The sequence below is a fragment of the Citrobacter sp. Cpo126 genome (assembly GCF_030332445.1).
Lineage (GTDB): Bacteria > Pseudomonadota > Gammaproteobacteria > Enterobacterales > Enterobacteriaceae > Citrobacter > Citrobacter portucalensis.
This window is the reverse complement of sequence record NZ_JAOWHT010000037.1, coordinates 132,288-153,505: the sequence shown is the minus strand read 5'-3', so window position 1 is coordinate 153,505 and position 21,218 is coordinate 132,288. Positions and strand designations below refer to the sequence as shown.

Here is a 21,218-nt window from a genome sequence, read left to right as displayed (position 1 = left end):
TTTTTGCAGTTAAAATTACAATGATTTGCGAATTGTTCTTTCGCGAATAGATCTGGCTTTTCCTTCAACCTGTTCAATGAACACACCCTCATTCTTAATAATATCTTTCAGGCTACGATTGAAGTATATTTTTAAAAATCTATAATAATCTCTGGCCGTCAATCCAATATTGTCGGACGAAAAATAAAGCCCGATAAGATCCTTATTACGCCAACGTAAAGGCACTTTATTTCTAATTTGTGCCCGATGCAGATCGATCACCGAAATTTTTAGACTATCTTCATTTTTATCATCAAATGGAAGATGAAGTAAGAAATGGCAAATATAACAATCACGATGGTTAACACCACCAAGATGCATCGCGCGAACCATATCGGCTACACGTTGAATCAGCATTCTTTTTACGTGCGGATGCGGGGGTTCAACACACCAATTCGCACAATAATCTTCCAGGCTAATAGTTGGCGTTAAATCTTCGGTAATGATAAAAGAGGTTTTCTTTACCGGATTCCAACCCGTTTCGCCAAATGCAACGCCATGCATCGTATCAACGCCTAAGGAGGCTAAACGGTGTATGGCATTCCACTCACGGTCGGCACCCAGTACCGGCATACGAAGTGACAGTAGATTTTTAATGACTTCTTTATAAGTGGTACCTCGGTGCCACTTCAAAAAATAGCTCTTATTAGCAACGCTAAAACGAAGTGTGCGACGGGTTTCTAGTTCCCGAAAGACCTCACCCTGAAGCCTTCTAACCTCGATGAATGGGTCTTTTCCCTTCCACAATGTGGCAAAGGGTTCATTTAACTCAACCATGCAATTCACCTGTAATAATATCCGCTACATGTTCTGGCAAACTATAAAGATCCTGCGTATCCGCATAATGCCGCGCATTTTTCGCCCACTTTTCACGAAGAGAACTATCCGCCAGGACCTTATGCAAACCGTCATCAAGCGCATGTTGCTCAAAAGGTTCACTCAATACAACACCGCATCCTGCCGCCGCTACGTGAGGTGCGTACCCGCAGACCTCCGTCACGAGCACAGGCAAACCCGCCGCGATAGCTTCAACCAGTACAATTCCCGCAGCTTCCTGCTTCGCCGGATGTAATAACACGTCCGCAGCCGCCATCAGATGTGCAACATCATCACGCCCAGCAAAGAAATGGACGTTCTCTTTCACACCCATTCTTTCTGCCTGCGCAGCGAATGCGCGAGGTTTATCCTGACCAACAACAAAGAGCTGGGTTTGACGACGGAGAGCCTCAGGCAGTGCGGCGACAGCGGCAATTGAGCGGCCGACTCCTTTTCGTGAAAAATCAGAACCAACCTGCAACAATAAGAAGTGATCCGGAGTGATGCCGTTGGCTTCACGGTAGCGTTCACGGTTACCGGGGGCCTGGCTACTGTATTTTCTATCGGGATAGATGCCGGGCGGAAGAAGCTGAAAGCGCTCGTCTTCCGTATGGTAATACATTTTAAAATCAAGGATTTGTTTTGTAGTCAGCATCAGCAACTTTGTCTTCATCCCTGGTTTAAACACAGCTTGCTCAAAGGCTGAGTAGTGACGGTATCGCGCCGTTAAGCGATACAAGACCCCCTTTTCTTTCGCTACCTTCGCCGCATAACACACATCCGCTGCGTAGTAATAATCCAGCCCCGGCATTTTATTAAAACCCAGGACACGGTCTGCCGGGTACTGAGATAAATGCTGCTGAACCCACGTCTGATACTGTTTATCTCGTCCATGGTTGGAATGTGCGGTAACCGGGACATCAACGCACTCAAATTCCGCCGGGCGCTCCCCTTGCCAGGCTCGTGTATAGACTCGGACATGATGCCCGCGCGCCGCGATCGTTTTAGCGATACGCATAAAGTCACGCTGTAGCCCACCATAGGGAAAATATTTGTACAGACAGAGGGCAACAATCATTGTGCATTCACCTCAATTTCTGGCGCGTCGCCATTGAGCACTTGCCAGGCGGCGTTAATAACATCTTCCGCAGGGATCACTGACGGATATTTATAACTGCGGTCCAGCTGCTCTCTTGGCGGTACTGGCTGATAGTTTCCAGCCCATAGCAGCGTGACATTTTCCGCCCATGGCCGCCACGCGATATGATCCGTCGCGCCAAACAAACAAATGATAGGGGTCTTCACCGCTGCGGAAATATGCATAGGCGCGGAGTCAACACCGATAAACAACGCAGCATGATCAATGAGAGCAGCCAATTCAGGAAACGTCGTTTTACCCGCAAGCGCGGTGACGGGAGATAATTTGCATCCCTCAGCAATATCATGGATACATTCCTGGTCTTCCTTCCCTGGTCCAGAAGTCAGCACAACCGGATAACCTTGTTCCTGTAAGGCATCAATAACCTCGCAAAATTTCTCGTTATCCCAACATTTAAAGATCTGACGTGCGGTTGGCTGAATAACCACATAGCGCTCACCCACGTTGAGCTGTTTTAGCTGTTCATGGATATTTTTCCAATGGGAAGGAGCGTAGTGCATGGACAGTTCGTGATTGAGTGTTTTAAGCCCAAGTGGATTCAGAATCGACAGGTTACGCTCGACGATATGGTCGCCAGTAATCGGCACAAGATGCGTAAAGCTCTTCTGCCAGAAAGGCTTCTGACGGTGCGGGAAATCAGGGGAAAGTTTTGTATCCGCGGACAAAAAGCGGACCAATAGTGCAACCAGCCACTGATCGGTCAAGTTGATTACTAAATCATATTGGTTTTGGCGTAACTTTTTTATTAATGAAATGAAATTAGCGATTTTCTTTTTTGTCGTGGCGTTTTTCTTACTGATTCCATATAGCGCATTAATTTCCGGATTTTCAGATAAAATCGGCTTTGTGTCTTCGTAAAGGAGCACATCGATTTTGGCATCAGGATAGTTACGTTTTAATGTACTTATGACGGGGGTTGTCAGCAGCATATCGCCATGAAAACGCATTTTAATGACTAGGATATTTCTGAATAACTTTTCCACAAGCGGCTCTTTTGTTGAGAGTGTCCGATACCGTTAAGCAAAAAAAAGCACGCTACCGCCCCAAGCTCAACAGTTGCCTGATTACTGATATCGCACTAAAATTTTGCGCGCTAGTGTACCACTTCTTTAGTGGCAATCCGATACGAATAAAAGTTAAGCACATTTTTCTTTTCGTCTTTCCAATCAATTCATTAGCGCAGATTGATGCCAACTTTAAAACCAATTTTGTTACCTTCTCTAGCCCCTGACTTTAATTTCAAAGAGTTACACCAGAATGTAACTTAATGGTCTATCACACGTCAGATTGACCACTTTAGCGTCTAATTGGTCCCTGAATGGCAAAAGTAATAGCAAAGCACCGGGTAAATACATAGAATCCACAGCACATCCATTAGCCAGCTAACGCCCATGCTTGAGTTGCTTTACACCACATTGCTCTATCTTATTCAGCCTTTGATCTGGATACGGCTTTGGGTGCGCGGACGTAAGGCTCCGGCCTACCGTAAACGCTGGGGCGAACGCTACGGCTTTTATCGCCGCCCGCTAAAACCTGGCGGCATCATGCTTCATTCGGTTTCTGTGGGCGAAACGCTGGCTGCAATCCCATTAGTTCGCGCTCTGCGACATCGTTATCCCGACTTGCCGATCACGGTAACCACCATGACGCCAACCGGTTCCGAGCGCGTACAATCTGCTTTTGGTACTGACGTTCAGCACATTTATTTGCCATACGATTTACCGGATGCCCTGAACCGTTTTCTGAATAAAGTTGACCCCAAACTGGTGTTAATTATGGAAACCGAGCTGTGGCCAAATCTGATCGCGGCACTCCATAAGCGCCACATTCCTCTGGTCATTGCCAACGCACGTCTTTCTGCTCGTTCAGCCGCTGGTTATGCGAAATTAGGTAAATTTGTTGGCAGACTACTGCGTCGAATTACGTTGATTGCCGCACAAAACGAAGAAGATGGCGCACGTTTTATTACGCTTGGCGCCAGAAGCAATCAAGTCACCGTTACTGGCAGCCTGAAGTTTGATATATCCGTCACGCCGCAACTGGCCGCAAAAGCGGTGACATTACGTCGTCAATGGGCGCCTCACCGCCCGGTATGGATTGCAACCAGCACCCACGACGGTGAAGAAAGCATCATCATTGCCGCTCATCAGGCGTTATTAAATCAGTTCCCGAATCTTTTATTGATTCTGGTTCCCAGACATCCAGAACGGTTCCCGGATGCCATTAACCTCGTACGCCAGGCTGGACTAAGCTATACCACTCGTTCTTCGGGTGAAGTTCCGTCATCAGGTACTCAGGTTGTGATCGGCGATACCATGGGTGAGCTGATGTTGCTGTATGGCATTGCCGACCTTGCTTTTGTCGGCGGTTCACTGGTTGAACGTGGTGGACACAACCCGCTGGAAGCGGCAGCGCATGCTATTCCGGTGTTGATGGGACCACATACGTTTAATTTTAAAGATATTTGCGCCCGTCTCGAACAGGCAAGCGGATTGATCACCGTCACCGACGCAACTACGCTGGTGAAAGAGGTCTCTTCCTTACTGACCGATGCAGATTATCGTAATTTTTATGGCCGTCACGCAGTTGAAGTTCTGTATCAAAATCAGGGCGCGCTACAGCGTCTTCTGCAACTGCTGGAACCTTACCTGCCACCCAAAACGCATTGAGGCAAGTCATGCAAAAACGGGCGATTTATCCAGGAACCTTTGATCCTATTACTAACGGCCACCTCGATATCGTGACGCGTGCGACAAGCATGTTTGATCACGTGATTCTGGCGATTGCCGCAAGCCCCAGTAAAAAGCCGATGTTTACTCTGGAAGAGCGCGTTGAGCTGGCACAACAGGCAACGGCGCATCTTGGCAATGTGGAAGTGTTGGGATTCAGCGATCTGATGGCAAACTTTGCCCGTGATAATCAGGCGAACATTCTGATCCGTGGCCTGCGCGCGGTAGCCGATTTTGAGTATGAAATGCAGCTGGCCCATATGAACCGCCACCTCATGCCACAGCTGGAAAGCGTTTTTCTGATGCCATCTAAAGAGTGGTCATTTATCTCATCGTCACTGGTGAAAGAAGTTGCCCGCCACCAGGGTGACGTGACGCACTTTTTGCCGGAAAACGTCCATCAGGCGTTAATGAGTAAACTGAAGTAATGCACCTGGCCGGATGCAGCATCCGGCCAGCAATGAAACTATTTCTGACAGCGACGACAATAGAACGTTGTACGCTGGGCGTGTTTTGTCGCAACAATCGGTGCGCCACATGCGCGGCAAGGTTCACCTTCTCTCCCATAGACCTGCAGCTCCTGGGCAAAATAGCCAGGCTTACCGTCACTTTGCAGAAAGTCCTTCAGCGTCGTCCCGCCCTGCTCGATAGAACGCAGCAACACCGCCTTAATAACGCGTACCAGCAATTCACACTCATCTTTCGACAATGATGACGCAAGACGGTCAGGATGAATCCCAGCCGCAAATAGCGACTCGCTGGCGTAGATATTACCCACACCCACCACCAGCTTGTTATCCATCAGCCAGGGTTTAATCGCCGTTTTCTTCTTCGCACATTTCTGCTGTAGATAATTGGCGTTGAAATCGTCGCTCAGCGGCTCAGGGCCAAGATGAGCGAGGACATTATGTCCATCCAGTTCTTTAGTCCACAGCCAGGCGCCAAAGCGACGGGGATCGGTATAACGCAGAACTTTGCCGTTGCTCATCACTAAGTCAACGTGGTCGTGCTTGTCTGCCGGAAGCTCTTCAGGAAGGATACGCAAGCTACCCGACATCCCCAGATGAATGATTATCCAGCCATCCGCCAGTTCTAGCAGCAGGTATTTCGCGCGCCGCTGTACGCTGAGGACAGGTTGATCACTCAGACGATAGATTTCCTCAGATACTGGCCAACGCAAACGACCGTTACGCACCGTCGCGTGCATAATCGTTGCCCCCACCAAATGCGGCTCAATACCACGGCGGCTGGTTTCGACTTCAGGTAATTCAGGCATAGTATCTCCGGCGGTATGTCAGGTCTCATTAATATGGGGACGGCCAGAAAACAAAAAACCCCGCCGAGGCAGGGTTTTTCTTTACATCAAAACGAAAATTATTTGATTTTCGCTTCTTTGTATAAAACGTGCTGACGAACAACTGGATCGAACTTTTTCAGTTCCAGTTTTTCCGGCTTAGTACGTTTGTTCTTCGTAGTGGTATAGAAGTGACCAGTACCAGCAGAAGAAACCAGCTTGATTTTCTCACGAATACCTTTAGCCATGATTTATTTCCTCTTAGTACTTAGTACTTTTCGCCACGGGCACGCAGTTCAGACAGAACTGTTTCGATGCCTTTCTTATCAATAACACGCATACCTTTAGCAGATACACGCAGGGTGACAAAACGCTTCTCGCTCTCAACCCAAAAACGGTGAGAGTGCAGGTTAGGCAGGAAACGGCGTTTAGTCGCGTTCAGTGCGTGGGAACGGTTGTTACCGGTCACCGGACGCTTGCCAGTAACTTGGCAGACTCGGGACATGTCTATTCTCCAAAAATCAAATTAGCTCGAGCTTCGTATGGGGTATTGGCGCCTCGTCAGGCTTCTCAGCCCGGTTATCGCAGTTCAATACACTCAATCTTTCAATGTTGCCTCGTCATTGGACGCAACAAGAATGATTTTGCGTATTTGCGAACTCTCGATTGCCAGGCCCAAATGCCAAACCCGAGATTCTCAAAGGTGGCGTAGTATACGCTGAGTCAGCGATGTGCTCAAGTCCCGAACAGACAAAGATCCCGATGGATCGCGTAAAGTGCGTTAAATCCAACCGCGTTCCGCAAAAGAAACGTACTCTCCACGCCCAATGACCAGATGATCAAGCACCCGGATATCCATGAACTGACAGCATTTCACAACACGCTCGGTGATGAGTTTATCTGCTTTACTCGGCTCTGCACACCCCGAAGGGTGATTATGCGCAAGGATCACCGCAGAAGCATTCATTTTTATCGCTTCACGGACAATTTCTCTCGGATGCACCTCGACATGGCTAAGCGTACCGGAAAAAAGTTTGCTGTGTTTAATCACGCGATGTTGAGAATCCATAAAGATCACCAAAAAGATCTCGCGTTCCTCTTGCGAAAGCTGGCTTTGCAGAAATTCACGCGCCATTTCCGGACTAAGTAGAGCCCGCTCCTCTATCATTCGCACGTTGTAGTAGCGTCTTGCCAGCTCCGCAATCCCCTTCAACTGCGCGTACTTCGCGATACCGATTCCCTGAACATAGCTAAAATCCATGTAATCAGCAGACAACAGGCCATACAGCGACTCAAAATGCTGAAGCATCTCTTTCGCCAGCGTAAGCACATCTTTACCCTGCATGCCGGTACGTAAAAAAAGAGCCAAAAGCTCAACATCGGTCAGAGAACTGGCCCCCTGCGCCAATTGCTTTTCCCGGGGCATCATACTTCCTGTATTTTCCATGCTTCTCCCTCCTCTCGCGTCCGCATAGTGGCATAACACCGACGGTGATTCGACGCGTTGTTTTCACTTCTTCGTAGCGCCTCGCAAAGTGGAGCACGGTCAAAAGCACGACAAATTGCGGATTGTGATAAAATATCCGCCTTCTGGTGAAACCCAACAGGAAAGATCATGATGAGCCTGGCCGGTAAAAAAATCGTACTTGGCGTCAGTGGCGGTATTGCTGCGTACAAGACCCCTGAGTTGGTGCGTCGTTTACGGGAACGCGGCGCTGACGTCCGCGTGGCGATGACCGAAGCGGCAAAAGCATTTATTACTCCCCTGAGTTTACAGGCGGTTTCAGGTTATCCCGTTTCCGACAGCCTGCTTGACCCCGCAGCCGAAGCCGCGATGGGCCACATTGAGCTGGGGAAATGGGCCGATTTGGTCATCCTGGCGCCCGCTACAGCAGACCTGATTGCTCGTGTCGCCGCAGGTATGGCCAACGACCTGGTGTCAACGATTTGTCTGGCAACGCCTGCTCCTGTTGCTGTACTGCCAGCCATGAACCAGCAGATGTACCGCGCTGCCGCGACCCAGCACAACCTGGGTATTCTTGCCTCACGCGGTTTACTCATTTGGGGTCCTGATAGCGGTAGTCAGGCATGTGGTGATATCGGCCCTGGGCGCATGCTGGATCCGTTAACGATTGTGGATATGGCGGCAGAACATTTTTCACCTGTCAACGATCTGCAACATCTCAACATCATGATTACGGCGGGTCCGACACGTGAACCGCTTGATCCCGTGCGTTATATTTCCAACCACAGTTCCGGGAAGATGGGGTTTGCGATCGCGGCCGCTGCCGCAAAGCGCGGGGCAAACGTCACTCTGGTATCGGGTCCCGTTTCGTTATCCACACCACCATTTGTTCAACGGGTTGATGTGATGACCGCGCTGGAAATGGAAGCCGCTGTGCAGTCTACGGTGCAACAACAGCATATTTTTATCGGCTGCGCTGCAGTCGCTGATTATCGCGCTGAAACTGTCGCCCACGAAAAAATAAAAAAACAAGCGACGCAGGGTGATGAATTAACAGTAAAAATGGTCAAAAACCCGGACATTATCGCCGGTGTTGCCGCACTGGATGCTAACCGTCCTTTTGTCGTTGGGTTTGCCGCCGAAACAAATAATGTGGAAGAATATGCCCGGCAAAAACGCATCCGCAAAAACCTTGATGTGATCTGTGCGAACGACGTTTCGCTGTCAAATCAAGGGTTTAACAGCGATAGCAACGCATTACACCTTTTTTGGCAGGATGGAGACAAAGTCTTACCGCTTGAGCGTAAAGAACTCCTGGGCCAATTATTACTCGACGAGATCGTGACCCGTTATGATGAAAAAAATCGACGTTAAGATTCTGGACCCGCGCGTAGGGCAACAATTTCCGCTCCCGACGTACGCCACTTCTGGTTCTGCCGGACTTGACCTGCGTGCTTGTCTTGATGACGCCGTAGAGCTGGCGCCGGGCGCAACAACGCTGGTGCCAACCGGGTTAGCTATCCACATTGCCGATCCTTCTCTGGCAGCGGTAATGCTCCCGCGCTCCGGGCTGGGCCATAAGCACGGTATCGTGCTGGGCAATCTGGTTGGTTTGATTGATTCCGACTACCAGGGCCAACTGATGGTGTCCGTCTGGAACCGTGGTCAGGACAGCTTCACTATTGAGCCGGGCGAACGTATCGCGCAGATGGTATTTGTACCGGTCGTGCAGGCTGAATTTAATCTGGTGGAAGAATTTGAAGCCACCGATCGTGGCGAAGGTGGCTTCGGCCATTCCGGGCGCAAGTAACCCGCAGAAAAGTATCCCATAGCGTAATAACGCAATAACACACCGCAAACAACAGTTTGCGGTCGCTGTGTGGATGCCTGCCTGGCAAGAGCTTATTTTCAGGGGTATTTTGTAACATGGTAGAAAAGCAAACTGCGAAAAGGAATCGTCGCGAAGAAATACTTCAGTCTCTGGCACTGATGCTTGAGTCCAGCGATGGTAGCCAACGCATCACCACAGCAAAGCTGGCAGCCTCAGTTGGCGTATCCGAAGCGGCATTGTATCGCCATTTCCCCAGCAAGACCCGTATGTTCGATAGCCTGATTGAGTTTATCGAAGATAGTCTGATTACGCGTATCAATCTGATTTTGAAAGATGAAAAAGACACCAACGCGCGTCTGCGTCTGATCGTTCTGCTGATTTTAGGGTTTGGTGAGCGTAATCCAGGCCTGACACGAATTCTGACCGGACACGCGTTGATGTTCGAGCAAGACCGTCTGCAAGGTCGCATTAACCAACTTTTTGAGCGCATTGAAGCGCAGTTGCGCCAGGTTCTGCGAGAAAAAAGAATGCGTGAAGGTGAAGGCTACACCGTGGATGAAACGCTGCTGGCCAGCCAGTTACTGGCTTTCTGCGAAGGTATGCTGTCCCGGTTTGTGCGTAGCGAATTTAAATACCGCCCAACGGATGATTTTGACACCCGCTGGCCGTTGGTTGCCGCTCAATTGCAGTAGCGATTTCGTCTTGTCCGGCCTACGGGGTTACGTAGGCCGGACAAGCGCAGCGCCATCCGGCAGTTCTTAAACTCCGTACGCTTCGCGATAGGCCCGTACTGCCACCAGATGCTCCGCCATCTCTGGTTTCTCTTCCAGATACGCAATCAGATCTTTCAGGGTAATGATAGAAATCACCTTGCAGCCATAATCGCGTTCCACTTCCTGAATCGCGGAAATCTCGCCGCGACCGCGTTCCTGACGATCGAGAGAAATCAGTACCCCCGCCAGAGTGGCGCCATTCGCCTGGATAATTTCCATCGACTCACGAATCGCCGTACCTGCGGTGATAACATCATCCACCAGCATCACGCGTCCCTCTAGTGCGCTACCGACCAGATTCCCGCCTTCACCGTGGGTCTTCGCCTCTTTACGGTTAAAGCAGTACGGCAAATCTTTATCGTGGTGTTCCGCCAGCGCAACGGCCGTTGTGGTCGCAATCGGAATACCTTTGTAGGCAGGGCCAAACAGCAAATCGAACTCAATACCGGAATCCACCAGCGCTTCGGCATAAAAACGGCCTAACAGTGCCAGGTCGCGCCCGGTATTAAACAGCCCGGCGTTGAAGAAATAGGGGCTTTTGCGCCCGGATTTCAGCGTAAATTCGCCAAACTTTAGTACCTGCTTGCTAAGCGCAAACTCAATAAACTGGCGCTGATACGGTTTCATGGATTCGCTCCTCATCTCACTTTATTACAGACAAAAAAAAGGCGACTCATCAGTCGCCTTTAAAATCAATTTTCTAACGCCGCCTTCTGCGTCGCTACAATGGATTCGATTCCCCCTCGGGCCAATGCCAGTAGGGTGAGAAGTTCTTCATGGCTGAACGGTTCGCCTTCCGCCGTACCCTGAACCTCTATAATGCGACCGTCCTCAGTCATCACTACGTTCATGTCGGTTTCAGCGGCAGAGTCTTCAACGTACTCAAGGTCACAGAGTGCTTCACCGTTCACAATGCCCACGGAAACCGCGGCAACCATCCCTTTCATCGGGTTAGTTTTCAGCTTACCGCTCGCCACCAGCTTGTTCAGCGCATCCGCCAACGCAACGCATGCGCCGGTAATTGATGCGGTGCGCGTACCGCCATCGGCCTGAATAACATCGCAGTCCAGCGTAATTGTGAATTCGCCGAGCGTTTTCAGATCAACAGCTGCGCGCAGCGCGCGGGCGATCAGACGCTGGATTTCCATGGTACGACCGCCCTGCTTACCTTTTGCCGCTTCACGGGCGTTACGGGTGTGCGTAGCGCGTGGCAGCATGCCATATTCTGCGGTGATCCAGCCCTGGCCCTGACCTTTCAGAAAACGCGGTACGCCTTCATCAATAGAGGCGGTACACAGCACTTTGGTATCACCAAATTCGACCAGCACGGAGCCTTCAGCGTGTTTTGTATAATTACGGGTCAGGGTGACGGGACGCACCTGATTGGCACTACGACCTGCTGGACGCATGATAAAATCTCCGGCTTGAAACGAATGTGGCTGCGCATTATACGGACTTCCGACTGTTATTCCTATCCTGACAAGACGCGGATGGCTATAATCCTCCCATCTCATCTTTAAAAACAGGAACGTCTATGATCCGCAGCATGACCGCCTACGCCCGGCGTGAAATCAAGGGTGAATGGGGTAGCGCCACCTGGGAAATGCGCTCGGTAAACCAGCGTTATCTGGAAACTTATTTTCGCCTGCCGGAGCAGTTCCGTAGTCTCGAACCCGTTGTTCGCGAACGTATTCGCACGCGTCTGACGCGCGGTAAAGTCGAATGTACGCTGCGTTTTGAGCCTGATGCCAGCGCGCAAGGCGAGCTGATTCTGAATGAAAAACTCGCTAAACAGCTCGTTAGCGCTGCTAACTGGGTCAAAATGCAGAGCGATGAAGGTGAAATCAACCCGGTTGATATCCTGCGCTGGCCAGGCGTAATGGCTGCCCAGGAGCAGGATCTGGACGCCATTGCCGCCGAAATCCTCGCCGCGCTTGACGGTACGCTGGATGACTTCATCGTTGCGCGTGAAACCGAAGGTCAGGCGCTGAAAGCGCTGATCGAGCAGCGTCTGGAAGGCGTCAGTGCTGAAGTCACAAAAGTGCGTGCACATATGCCAGAAATCCTGCAATGGCAGCGCGAGCGTCTGGTAGCCAAACTGGAAGACGCCCAGGTGCAACTGGAAAATAACCGCCTTGAGCAAGAGCTGGTGCTGATGGCGCAGCGTATCGATGTGGCGGAAGAATTAGATCGTCTGGAAGCCCACGTCAAAGAAACCTACAACATTCTGAAGAAAAAAGAGGCGGTTGGCCGTCGTCTGGACTTCATGATGCAGGAATTCAACCGTGAGTCGAACACTCTGGCATCGAAGTCTATCAATGCCGAAGTGACGAATTCCGCGATTGAACTGAAGGTACTGATCGAGCAAATGCGCGAGCAAATTCAGAACATCGAGTAAGCAGCCATTCTACGTAGCCCGCCAATAAATGGCGAGGCTACGTATTTTTCCCGACGCTTTGGTACTCCCTTGTTCAATTCGAATTATATTTTCTCATCATTCTTTATTAAAGCTCATAACACAAAGCGCATATCACCACGCATTTTCGGCGAACTCGCATTAGCTGTAGTTATTAAAATCACTTCACCTTAGAAAATCTCAATCGTGACAAGGCGCACAAATCGTTAACCTTAGCCCCCAGCAAATCAGGGGGAATACATGCTGTTACACGTTTTATATTTAATTGGTATTACTGCCGAAGCCATGACCGGTGCGCTTGCGGCTGGGCGTCGGCGTATGGATACATTTGGCGTCATCATCATTGCCACCGCAACGGCCATTGGCGGCGGATCGGTACGCGATATTCTTCTCGGCCACTATCCTCTTGGCTGGGTAAAGCACCCTGAATACGTCATTATCGTGGCGACCGCTGCAGTACTCACCACCATTATTGCTCCCGTCATGCCCTATCTGCGCAAAATATTCCTCGTACTGGATGCGCTGGGCCTGGTGGTCTTTTCTATTATCGGTGCTCAGGTGGCACTGGATATGGGTCATGGACCGATTATCGCCGTGGTCGCCGCGGTCACGACCGGCGTCTTCGGTGGCGTATTACGCGACATGTTCTGCAAACGCATCCCGTTAGTGTTCCAGAAAGAGCTGTATGCTGGCGTATCATTCGCCGCTGCTGTGTTGTACATCGTGCTACAGCATTATGTCTCCAGTCATGATGTAGTGGTTATCTCTACTCTGCTCTTCGGCTTTACCGCCCGATTACTGGCGCTGCGCCTGAAGTTAGGTCTGCCAGTATTTTACTATCGCCACGAAGGCCATTAAGGCATAAAGCCCGCGATCCGCTGAGCAGCTAACCAGTTGCTCAGCACTGTGACCTCTCGATCCTCCAGCCATTGAATAACCTGCCGTGCCCGCCGTTCCCCCATGAAAGGGAGCTGCCGCCAGCTTTGTTCATCGCGTTCTTTTAATTGCTGCCACGAACCATCCCGGCTGGCATTCAGGGTTGCCTGTGTTAACGGTATTCCCATGGCAATAACCCAGCGCGTGAACGGGAGATCGCGCGACAGGTTGAACTGATGCCACAGCTTCTCCCCTTTGATTACACCAAGTGTGGACTGTAACTGTTCCTGAGTTAACCCAAGCCAGGAAAAGATATGTTCAAAGCGATACGCCTGGTTGAGCTCTCGCCATCCAGCCTCGCCGATCCCCTCCAGCCCCAGCACCTCTTTGCCGCCCAGCCAGACCAGTCTGGCAACAAACTGTTCCTGGCACTCCGCTGTAGCATAAAAACAGGTTAATGAATTGAAGCGCCCCTCGGGGGGTATTGGCTTAGTACGCTGAGTGCTGCGCCAGACCACTTCGTCGATACGGGGTATCCCTTGTCCGGCCAGGCTCACCAGAATCTGATCGCCAGGCGCGATATCCCATTCATTCCAGCGTCGGACGGAGCCAATATTGACGCGCTGTACGCGTTTATCATCCAGCATGACGGGAGTCAGCAATGCAACCACCGCAATTTTCCCGCTTTTACCAACGGAGAACTGAATACCAGTAACCTCAGATACCCTCGTCACGGGAGGATATTTCCGCGCCGCCAGCCACTCACCCTGCCCGGGTAGCCAATACTTTGCCCGTGGCTCTTTTGCCGTTCGCACCACGACACCATCTGTCACAAAAGGTAATGCTGAACTCCACCACCTGGCGCGCAACTTTTCGACTTCATCCGCATTCTTCACGGCGTGAGTATAACGTTGCGTGTAACTGAACCCGGCAGCCGTGAGCTGCTCCAGTCTTTCAGGCATGACCGCCGGACCATCAGGCCAGGCCCAGATAAAAATTGCCAGCGAGCGTAACATTTCCGGATTGCCCTGGCGCATCATTAATCCAGCAACCTTCGAGCGGGCGTTCATTCCCCCTCTCTGCTTCTGAATATGCCCCTCTTGCTGCAAAAATATCTCACCCTGCAACGTACTGTTAGCGAGTTTCCCCTTGGTGGAATGTGGTACGGAAGGGATCTGCAGAACCTTTTGCGTCCAGTCTTCGCCTTTCAGGCCATTACCACGGCTAATCGCCCGTACCAGATTGCCATTGCGATAGACTAACGTCACCGCCACGCCATCCACCTTCGGTTGCACCCAGAGATCGCTGCGAGCGAGCATCCATTGCTGTAGCGCTTGCTTATCAGCAAGTTTTCGAACGCCCGTGTGGGGAACTGGATGCGAGACGGTGCCACTTATTGGGGGCACAGACAGATCTGGTGGGACTTCATCGCCAAAACAGCGCTGCCATTGAATTAGTTGCGCATTGAGCTGGTCATAAACGCCGTCGTCTACGGCACTTTCCCCTTGTTTCCAGTAACTGTCATTCCACTGTGTAATCTGCTGCTGTAGTCGTGAAATTTCCTCGTTTGCCCTGGCAGGCGACCAGACGGGGCATACCGCCCACGCAGGTAAATGCCACACCAGTAAAACCAGCCCTATGCATTTCCATAATCCCATGCTATCTCCGCTGAACGATACGTTTCCCGGCAGGTATAGCGCGAAGTGAAATAGAAACAGAGCGGCAAAAATTCATCCTGCGAACAGCTTTCCGGACATTTGCATGTATTGCTGCAAATCACCGATAAAACAGGAAACTGGTACGCAAAACGCAATAAACATGCGCAAAAAGTGTGACAAGGGCTACGTCACATAGCGGCTACGTGTATAATAAGCCCGTATGTAGGCTCTCTTTCGACAATCACATACATTAAGATACTCATGGCTCAAGGCACGCTTTATATTGTTTCTGCCCCCAGTGGCGCGGGTAAATCCAGCCTGATTCAGGCTTTATTAAAGACCCAACCGTTGTATGACACCCAGGTTTCTGTTTCGCACACTACGCGCGCACCGCGCCCGGGGGAAGTGCACGGTGAACACTATTTCTTTGTGAACCATGATGAATTCAGAACCATGATTGGCAGAGACGCGTTCCTGGAACACGCGGAGGTTTTCGGTAATTACTACGGCACCTCGCGTGAAACCATTGAGCAAGTATTAGCATCCGGCGTAGACGTCTTTTTAGATATCGACTGGCAAGGTGCGCAGCAAATTCGTGAAAAAATGCCGCATGCGCGCAGTATTTTTATTTTGCCACCGTCTAAGATTGAGCTGGACCGCCGCCTACGTGGCCGCGGTCAGGATAGCGAAGACGTGATCGCGAAACGTATGGCGCAAGCTGTTGCAGAAATGAGCCATTACGCCGAATATGATTATCTTATTGTGAATGATGATTTCGACACCGCCCTTGGCGATTTGAAAACCATCATTCGCGCCGAACGTCTGCGCATGAGCCGCCAAAAGCAGCGTCATGACGCTTTAATCAGCAAACTGTTGGCAGACTGAACCCACATTCAGTATCATGCCCAGTCATTTCTTCACCTGTGGAGCATTTTAAGTATGGCACGCGTAACTGTTCAGGACGCTGTAGAGAAAATTGGTAACCGTTTTGACCTGGTACTGGTCGCCGCGCGTCGCGCTCGTCAGATGCAGGTAGGCGGAAAGGATCCGCTCGTACCAGAAGAAAACGATAAAACTACCGTTATCGCGCTGCGCGAAATCGAAGAAGGTCTGATCAACAACCAGATCCTCGACGTGCGTGAGCGCCAGGAACAGCAAGAGCAGGAAGCCGCTGAATTACAAGCCGTTACCGCTATTGCTGAAGGTCGTCGTTAATCACAAAGCGGGTCGCCCTTGTATCTGTTTGAAAGCCTGAATCAACTGATTCAAAACTACCTGCCGGAAGACCAGATTAAGCGTCTTCGGCAGGCGTATCTCGTTGCACGTGACGCTCACGAGGGCCAGACACGTTCAAGCGGTGAACCCTATATCACGCACCCGGTAGCGGTAGCCTGCATTCTGGCCGAGATGAAACTCGACTACGAAACGCTGATGGCTGCGCTGCTGCATGACGTGATTGAAGATACCCCAGCCACCTATCAGGACATGGAACAGCTTTTTGGTAAAAGCGTTGCAGAGCTGGTAGAAGGGGTATCGAAACTTGATAAGCTTAAGTTTCGCGATAAGAAAGAGGCGCAAGCTGAAAACTTTCGCAAGATGATTATGGCGATGGTGCAGGATATCCGCGTCATTCTCATCAAACTTGCCGACCGCACCCACAACATGCGCACGCTGGGCTCATTACGCCCGGACAAACGTCGCCGCATCGCCCGTGAAACCCTCGAAATCTATAGTCCGCTGGCACACCGTTTAGGTATTCATCACATTAAAACCGAGCTGGAAGAGCTGGGTTTTGAAGCGCTGTACCCAAACCGCTATCGCGTGATTAAAGAAGTGGTTAAAGCCGCTCGCGGCAACCGCAAAGAGATGATCCAAAAAATCCTCTCGGAAATCGAAGGGCGTTTGCAGGAGGCAGGTATTCCGTGTCGCGTAAGCGGGCGTGAGAAGCACCTGTACTCTATTTACTGCAAAATGGTGCTCAAAGAGCAGCGTTTTCACTCCATCATGGATATCTACGCATTTCGCGTCATCGTTCATGATTCCGATACCTGCTATCGCGTACTCGGCCAGATGCACAGCCTGTACAAACCACGCCCTGGTCGCGTGAAAGACTATATCGCCATTCCGAAAGCGAACGGATATCAGTCTTTGCACACCTCAATGATCGGCCCTCATGGCGTCCCGGTTGAAGTACAGATTCGTACTGAAGACATGGACCAGATGGCAGAGATGGGTGTCGCAGCGCACTGGGCTTACAAAGAGCACGGCGGCGAAAGCAGCACCACTGCGCAAATCCGCGCTCAGCGCTGGATGCAAAGCTTGCTGGAACTGCAGCAGAGCGCCGGTAGCTCGTTTGAATTTATTGAAAGCGTCAAATCTGATCTCTTCCCGGATGAGATTTATGTTTTCACACCGGAAGGGCGCATTGTCGAACTGCCCGCCGGTGCAACGCCTGTCGACTTCGCCTACGCCGTGCATACCGATATCGGTCACGCCTGCGTCGGCGCGCGCGTCGACAGACAGCCTTACCCGCTTTCACAACCGCTCTTTAGCGGCCAGACCGTTGAGATTATCACCGCGCCGGGCGCACGTCCGAACGCAGCGTGGCTAAACTTCGTCGTCAGTTCGAAAGCGCGCGCCAAGATTCGCCAACTGTTGAAAAACCTCAAGCGCGATGATTCCGTCAGTCTGGGTCGTCGACTGCTCAACCATGCCCTGGGCGGTAGCCGTAAATTGGCTGAGATCCCCCCAGAGAGCATCCAGCGTGAGCTTGAGCGTATGAAGCTCGCCACGCTTGACGATCTGCTCGCAGAAATCGGTCTGGGTAACGCCATGAGCGTGGTGGTAGCGAAAAACCTCCAGCAGGGCGAAGCAACAGCGAACGTACCAGCACAATCTGGCCATGGTCATCTGCCAATCAAAGGCGCAGACGGCGTGCTGATCACTTTCGCGAAATGCTGTCGTCCAATTCCAGGTGATCCAATCATTGCCCACGTCAGTCCGGGTAAAGGTCTGGTGATCCACCATGAGTCCTGCCGTAATATTCGTGGCTACCAGAAAGAGCCAGAGAAGTTTATGGCGGTGGAATGGGATAAAGAGACGGAGCAGGAATTCATCACCGAGATTAAGGTGGATATGTTTAACCACCAGGGTGCTCTGGCGAACCTGACGGCGGCAATCAACACGACCACCTCCAATATTCAAAGTTTGAATACGGAAGAGAAAGATGGCCGCGTTTATAGCGCCTTTATTCGCCTGACCGCTCGCGATCGTGTGCACCTGGCGAATATCATGCGCAAAATCCGCGTCATGCCGGACGTGATAAAAGTCACCCGTAACCGAAACTAGTCTTATGAATGAACAGCGCTATGCACGTATCCGCGAGATGCTCGCACGTCGTCAGCCCGATCTGACCGTCTGCATGGAGCAGGTTCACAAACCTCATAACGTTTCTGCGATTATTCGTACTGCAGATGCGGTCGGCGTGCATGAAGTCCACGCCGTCTGGCCGGGTAGCCGTATGCGCACCATGGCCTCTTCTGCCGCAGGCAGCAACAGTTGGGTGCAGGTGAAAACTCACCTTACCATTGGCGATGCGGTCACACATTTAAAAAGCCGGGGCATGCAGGTCCTGGCAACCCATCTGTCAGATAAAGCCGTGGATTTTCGCGAGATTGATTACATGCGCCCCACCTGCATCCTGATGGGCCAGGAGAAAACCGGCATCACTCAGGAAGCATTGGATCTGGCTGATCAGGACATCATCATTCCCATGACTGGCATGGTGCAGTCACTGAACGTTTCTGTCGCCTCCGCGCTGATTCTGTACGAAGCACAGCGCCAGCGGCAAAACGCGGGGATGTACCGACGAGAAAACAGCATGCTGCCACAAGAAGAGCAGCAGCGCTTACTGTTTGAAGGCGGTTATCCGGTGCTGGCGAATGTCGCTAAGCGCAAAGGTCTTCCCTACCCTCACGTAAACACGCAGGGCGAAATTGAAGCCGATGCAACGTGGTGGGCCACTATGCAATCTGCGAGATAAACGCGATGAAAGGCCGTTTACTGGATGCCATCCCACTCAACTCTCTGACCGGCGTTGGCGCAGCGCAAAGCAGTAAACTGGCTAAAATTGGCCTGCACACCGTGCAGGACCTCCTGCTCCATCTCCCTCTGCGTTACGAAGACCGTACCCATCTATACCCAATTGGCGAACTGCTGCCGGGTGTCTATGCCACCGTTGAAGGCGAAGTGCTGAACTGCAATATCACCTTCGGCGGCCGCCGGATGATGACCTGTCAAATCAGCGATGGCTCGGGGATTCTCACCATGCGCTTTTTCAACTTCAGCGCAGCGATGAAAAACAGCCTTGCTACCGGGCGTAGGGTACTGGCCTACGGCGAAGCCAAACGCGGGAAATATGGCGCAGAGATGATTCACCCGGAATACCGCGTACAAGGCGATCTCAGCACGCCAGAATTGCAGGAAACACTCACACCAGTGTATCCAACCACCGAAGGTGTGAAGCAGGCCACGCTGCGCAAGCTGACCGATCAGGCACTGGATCTGCTCGATACCTGCGCCATTGCCGAACTGCTGCCGCCAGAGCTGTTACAGGGCATGATGAGCCTACCCGAAGCACTGCGCACATTGCACCGCCCCCCACCGTCGCTGCAACTCAGCGATCTGGAAACCGGACAACATCCGGCGCAGCGACGTCTGATTCTCGAAGAACTGCTGGCGCATAATCTCAGCATGCTGGCACTACGTGCCGGGGCACAGCGTTTTCACGCCCAGCCGTTAAGTGCTAACAACGCGCTAAAAGATAAGCTGCTGGCAGCATTGCCGTTCAAACCTACTGGCGCACAGGCCCATGTTACCGCTGAGATTGAACGCGATATGGCACTGGATGTGCCGATGATGCGCCTGGTACAGGGTGATGTCGGCTCCGGTAAAACGCTGGTTGCCGCGCTGGCCGCGCTGCGGGCTATCGCACATGGTAAGCAGGTTGCGCTAATGGCTCCTACCGAACTATTGGCTGAACAGCATGCGAATAACTTCCGCAACTGGTTCGCGCCACTGGGCGTTGAAGTGGGCTGGCTGGCGGGCAAGCAGAAAGGTAAAGCGCGTCTGGCGCAACAGGAAGCTATCGCCAGCGGTCAGGTGCAGATGATTGTCGGCACGCACGCGATTTTCCAGGAACAGGTGCAGTTCAACGGGCTGGCGCTGGTTATCATCGACGAACAGCACCGCTTCGGCGTACATCAGCGTCTGGCGCTGTGGGAGAAAGGTCAGCAGCAGGGTTTCCACCCACACCAGCTAATCATGACCGCCACGCCGATTCCACGTACCCTGGCGATGACGGCCTATGCTGACCTCGACACATCGGTCATTGACGAACTCCCTCCGGGGCGTACGCCGGTCACTACGGTCGCCATTCCGGATACCCGCCGCAGCGATATTATTGATCGCGTGCGCAACGCCTGTACCCACGAAGGACGTCAAGCATACTGGGTCTGTACGCTGATTGAAGAGTCTGACTTGTTGGAAGCTCAGGCGGCAGAAGCGACGTGGGAAGAGCTTAAACTGGCGCTGCCAGAACTCAATATTGGCCTGGTACACGGGCGCATGAAGCCCGCCGAGAAGCAGTCGGTAATGGCGGCCTTTAAGCAGGGTGAACTGCATCTGCTGGTTGCCACCACGGTGATTGAAGTGGGCGTGGACGTGCCAAACGCCAGTCTGATGATTATTGAAAACCCGGAACGCTTAGGTCTGGCCCAGTTGCACCAGTTGCGTGGTCGCGTAGGCCGTGGCGCGGTGGCTTCCCACTGCGTTCTGCTCTACAAATCACCGCTGTCTAAAACCGCGCAGAAACGCCTGCAGGTTCTGCGAGACAGCAACGACGGGTTCGTAATTGCGCAAAAAGATTTAGAGATTCGCGGCCCCGGCGAGCTGTTAGGTACTCGCCAGACCGGAACGGCAGAATTCAAGGTCGCAGATTTACTGCGCGATCAGGCGATTATTCCGGAAGTTCAGCGCATCGCCCGCCATATTCACGAACGTTATCCGCAACAGGCCGCGGCACTGATAGAGCGCTGGATGCCGGAAACCGAACGCTACTCCAACGCGTAGTTAATTCATAGCGGCGGCGGATGTTACCCCGCC

The 21,218-nt window shown here is 51.8% G+C and carries 22 protein-coding genes; 12 read left to right on the top strand and 10 right to left on the bottom strand.

Annotated elements, in window-relative coordinates:
* Positions 1-15: 15 nt before the first annotated feature.
* The 3 genes from rfaP to rfaQ are packed head-to-tail and all read right to left on the bottom strand — an operon-like array spanning position 16 to position 2,997.
* The gene (rfaP, locus tag OGY17_RS17420; RefSeq protein ID WP_234103364.1) at positions 16-816 is read right to left on the bottom strand and encodes a lipopolysaccharide core heptose(I) kinase RfaP; all 801 of its coding nucleotides are present in this window, start codon (positions 814-816) and stop codon (positions 16-18) included.
* Positions 809-1,933 carry a glycosyltransferase family 4 protein gene (locus OGY17_RS17415; protein ID WP_008786474.1) on the bottom strand — a complete coding sequence of 375 codons (1,125 nt, stop codon included), beginning with the start codon at positions 1,931-1,933 and terminating at the stop codon, positions 809-811. Before OGY17_RS17415 ends, rfaP begins: the two co-directional genes overlap by 8 nt.
* On the bottom strand, positions 1,930-2,997 hold the full coding sequence (rfaQ, locus tag OGY17_RS17410) for a lipopolysaccharide core heptosyltransferase RfaQ (RefSeq protein WP_020996054.1): 1,068 nt from the start codon (positions 2,995-2,997) through the stop codon (positions 1,930-1,932). Before rfaQ ends, OGY17_RS17415 begins: the two co-directional genes overlap by 4 nt.
* Before the next feature lie 408 nt (positions 2,998-3,405).
* Here rfaQ and waaA point away from each other — a divergent pair, with 408 nt between their 5' ends.
* Both waaA and coaD read left to right on the top strand, forming a co-directional pair.
* The gene (gene waaA / locus OGY17_RS17405) at positions 3,406-4,683 is read left to right on the top strand and encodes a lipid IV(A) 3-deoxy-D-manno-octulosonic acid transferase (RefSeq protein WP_003827291.1); all 1,278 of its coding nucleotides are present in this window, start codon (positions 3,406-3,408) and stop codon (positions 4,681-4,683) included.
* Positions 4,684-4,691: 8 nt separating this feature from the next.
* Positions 4,692-5,171, top strand: a complete 480-nt coding sequence (gene coaD / locus OGY17_RS17400) for a pantetheine-phosphate adenylyltransferase (RefSeq protein ID WP_003024099.1) — start codon at positions 4,692-4,694, stop codon at positions 5,169-5,171.
* 38 nt (positions 5,172-5,209) lie between these two features.
* Here the strand turns inward: coaD and mutM are convergent, their stop codons facing one another.
* The 4 genes from mutM to radC form a co-directional block, all read right to left on the bottom strand.
* Positions 5,210-6,019: a bifunctional DNA-formamidopyrimidine glycosylase/DNA-(apurinic or apyrimidinic site) lyase gene (mutM, locus tag OGY17_RS17395; protein WP_003827288.1), complete on the bottom strand. Its 810-nt coding sequence runs from the start codon at positions 6,017-6,019 to the stop codon at positions 5,210-5,212.
* A 98-nt stretch (positions 6,020-6,117) separates the two neighbouring features.
* Entirely contained in the window at positions 6,118-6,285 is a 168-nt protein-coding gene (gene rpmG, locus OGY17_RS17390) for a 50S ribosomal protein L33 (RefSeq protein WP_003024094.1), read from the bottom strand.
* Positions 6,286-6,305: 20 nt separating this feature from the next.
* Entirely contained in the window at positions 6,306-6,542 is a 237-nt protein-coding gene (gene rpmB / locus OGY17_RS17385) for a 50S ribosomal protein L28 (RefSeq protein ID WP_003024071.1), read from the bottom strand.
* A gap of 276 nt (positions 6,543-6,818) precedes the next feature.
* The gene (radC, locus tag OGY17_RS17380; RefSeq protein WP_286607911.1) at positions 6,819-7,484 is read right to left on the bottom strand and encodes a RadC family protein; all 666 of its coding nucleotides are present in this window, start codon (positions 7,482-7,484) and stop codon (positions 6,819-6,821) included.
* A 171-nt stretch (positions 7,485-7,655) separates the two neighbouring features.
* On the opposite strand from radC, the gene coaBC reads away from it, so the two are divergent.
* From coaBC to slmA, 3 genes are all read left to right on the top strand, one after another.
* The gene (gene coaBC / locus OGY17_RS17375; RefSeq protein ID WP_186413878.1) at positions 7,656-8,876 is read left to right on the top strand and encodes a bifunctional phosphopantothenoylcysteine decarboxylase/phosphopantothenate--cysteine ligase CoaBC; all 1,221 of its coding nucleotides are present in this window, start codon (positions 7,656-7,658) and stop codon (positions 8,874-8,876) included.
* Positions 8,854-9,312, top strand: coding sequence for a dUTP diphosphatase (dut, locus tag OGY17_RS17370; RefSeq protein WP_003827259.1), 459 nt, complete (start codon positions 8,854-8,856; stop codon positions 9,310-9,312). Before coaBC ends, dut begins: the two co-directional genes overlap by 23 nt.
* Positions 9,313-9,428: 116 nt before the next feature.
* Positions 9,429-10,025, top strand: coding sequence for a nucleoid occlusion factor SlmA (gene slmA / locus OGY17_RS17365; protein WP_003827257.1), 597 nt, complete (start codon positions 9,429-9,431; stop codon positions 10,023-10,025).
* A gap of 66 nt (positions 10,026-10,091) precedes the next feature.
* Here slmA and pyrE read toward each other — a convergent pair whose 3' ends face one another.
* On the bottom strand, positions 10,092-10,733 hold the full coding sequence (gene pyrE / locus OGY17_RS17360; RefSeq protein ID WP_003837602.1) for an orotate phosphoribosyltransferase: 642 nt from the start codon (positions 10,731-10,733) through the stop codon (positions 10,092-10,094).
* A 65-nt stretch (positions 10,734-10,798) separates the two neighbouring features.
* On the bottom strand, positions 10,799-11,515 hold the full coding sequence (gene rph / locus OGY17_RS17355; RefSeq protein WP_003024054.1) for a ribonuclease PH: 717 nt from the start codon (positions 11,513-11,515) through the stop codon (positions 10,799-10,801).
* Between the two features lie 125 nt (positions 11,516-11,640).
* Between rph and OGY17_RS17350 the strand changes: the two genes are divergently transcribed.
* Both OGY17_RS17350 and OGY17_RS17345 read left to right on the top strand, forming a co-directional pair.
* The gene (locus tag OGY17_RS17350) at positions 11,641-12,504 is read left to right on the top strand and encodes a YicC/YloC family endoribonuclease (RefSeq protein WP_003024052.1); all 864 of its coding nucleotides are present in this window, start codon (positions 11,641-11,643) and stop codon (positions 12,502-12,504) included.
* Between the two features lie 258 nt (positions 12,505-12,762).
* Positions 12,763-13,380, top strand: a complete 618-nt coding sequence (locus tag OGY17_RS17345; RefSeq protein WP_003024049.1) for a trimeric intracellular cation channel family protein — start codon at positions 12,763-12,765, stop codon at positions 13,378-13,380.
* Here OGY17_RS17345 and ligB read toward each other — a convergent pair.
* Complete coding sequence (gene ligB, locus OGY17_RS17340; RefSeq protein ID WP_286607909.1) at positions 13,377-15,056, bottom strand: NAD-dependent DNA ligase LigB; 1,680 nt, start codon at positions 15,054-15,056, stop codon at positions 13,377-13,379. The genes OGY17_RS17345 and ligB overlap by 4 nt on opposite strands.
* A 261-nt stretch (positions 15,057-15,317) precedes the next feature.
* Between ligB and gmk the strand changes: the two genes are divergently transcribed.
* The 5 genes from gmk to recG are packed head-to-tail and all read left to right on the top strand — an operon-like array spanning position 15,318 to position 21,185.
* On the top strand, positions 15,318-15,941 hold the full coding sequence (gene gmk / locus OGY17_RS17335) for a guanylate kinase (protein WP_003024042.1): 624 nt from the start codon (positions 15,318-15,320) through the stop codon (positions 15,939-15,941).
* Between the two features lie 54 nt (positions 15,942-15,995).
* On the top strand, positions 15,996-16,271 hold the full coding sequence (rpoZ, locus tag OGY17_RS17330; protein ID WP_000135058.1) for a DNA-directed RNA polymerase subunit omega: 276 nt from the start codon (positions 15,996-15,998) through the stop codon (positions 16,269-16,271).
* An 18-nt stretch (positions 16,272-16,289) separates the two neighbouring features.
* Complete coding sequence (gene spoT, locus OGY17_RS17325) at positions 16,290-18,404, top strand: bifunctional GTP diphosphokinase/guanosine-3',5'-bis pyrophosphate 3'-pyrophosphohydrolase (RefSeq protein WP_003024038.1); 2,115 nt, start codon at positions 16,290-16,292, stop codon at positions 18,402-18,404.
* Between the two features lie 4 nt (positions 18,405-18,408).
* Positions 18,409-19,098, top strand: a complete 690-nt coding sequence (gene trmH, locus OGY17_RS17320) for a tRNA (guanosine(18)-2'-O)-methyltransferase TrmH (protein ID WP_008786483.1) — start codon at positions 18,409-18,411, stop codon at positions 19,096-19,098.
* A gap of 5 nt (positions 19,099-19,103) precedes the next feature.
* The gene (gene recG / locus OGY17_RS17315) at positions 19,104-21,185 is read left to right on the top strand and encodes an ATP-dependent DNA helicase RecG (protein ID WP_008786484.1); all 2,082 of its coding nucleotides are present in this window, start codon (positions 19,104-19,106) and stop codon (positions 21,183-21,185) included.
* Positions 21,186-21,218 lie beyond the last annotated feature (33 nt).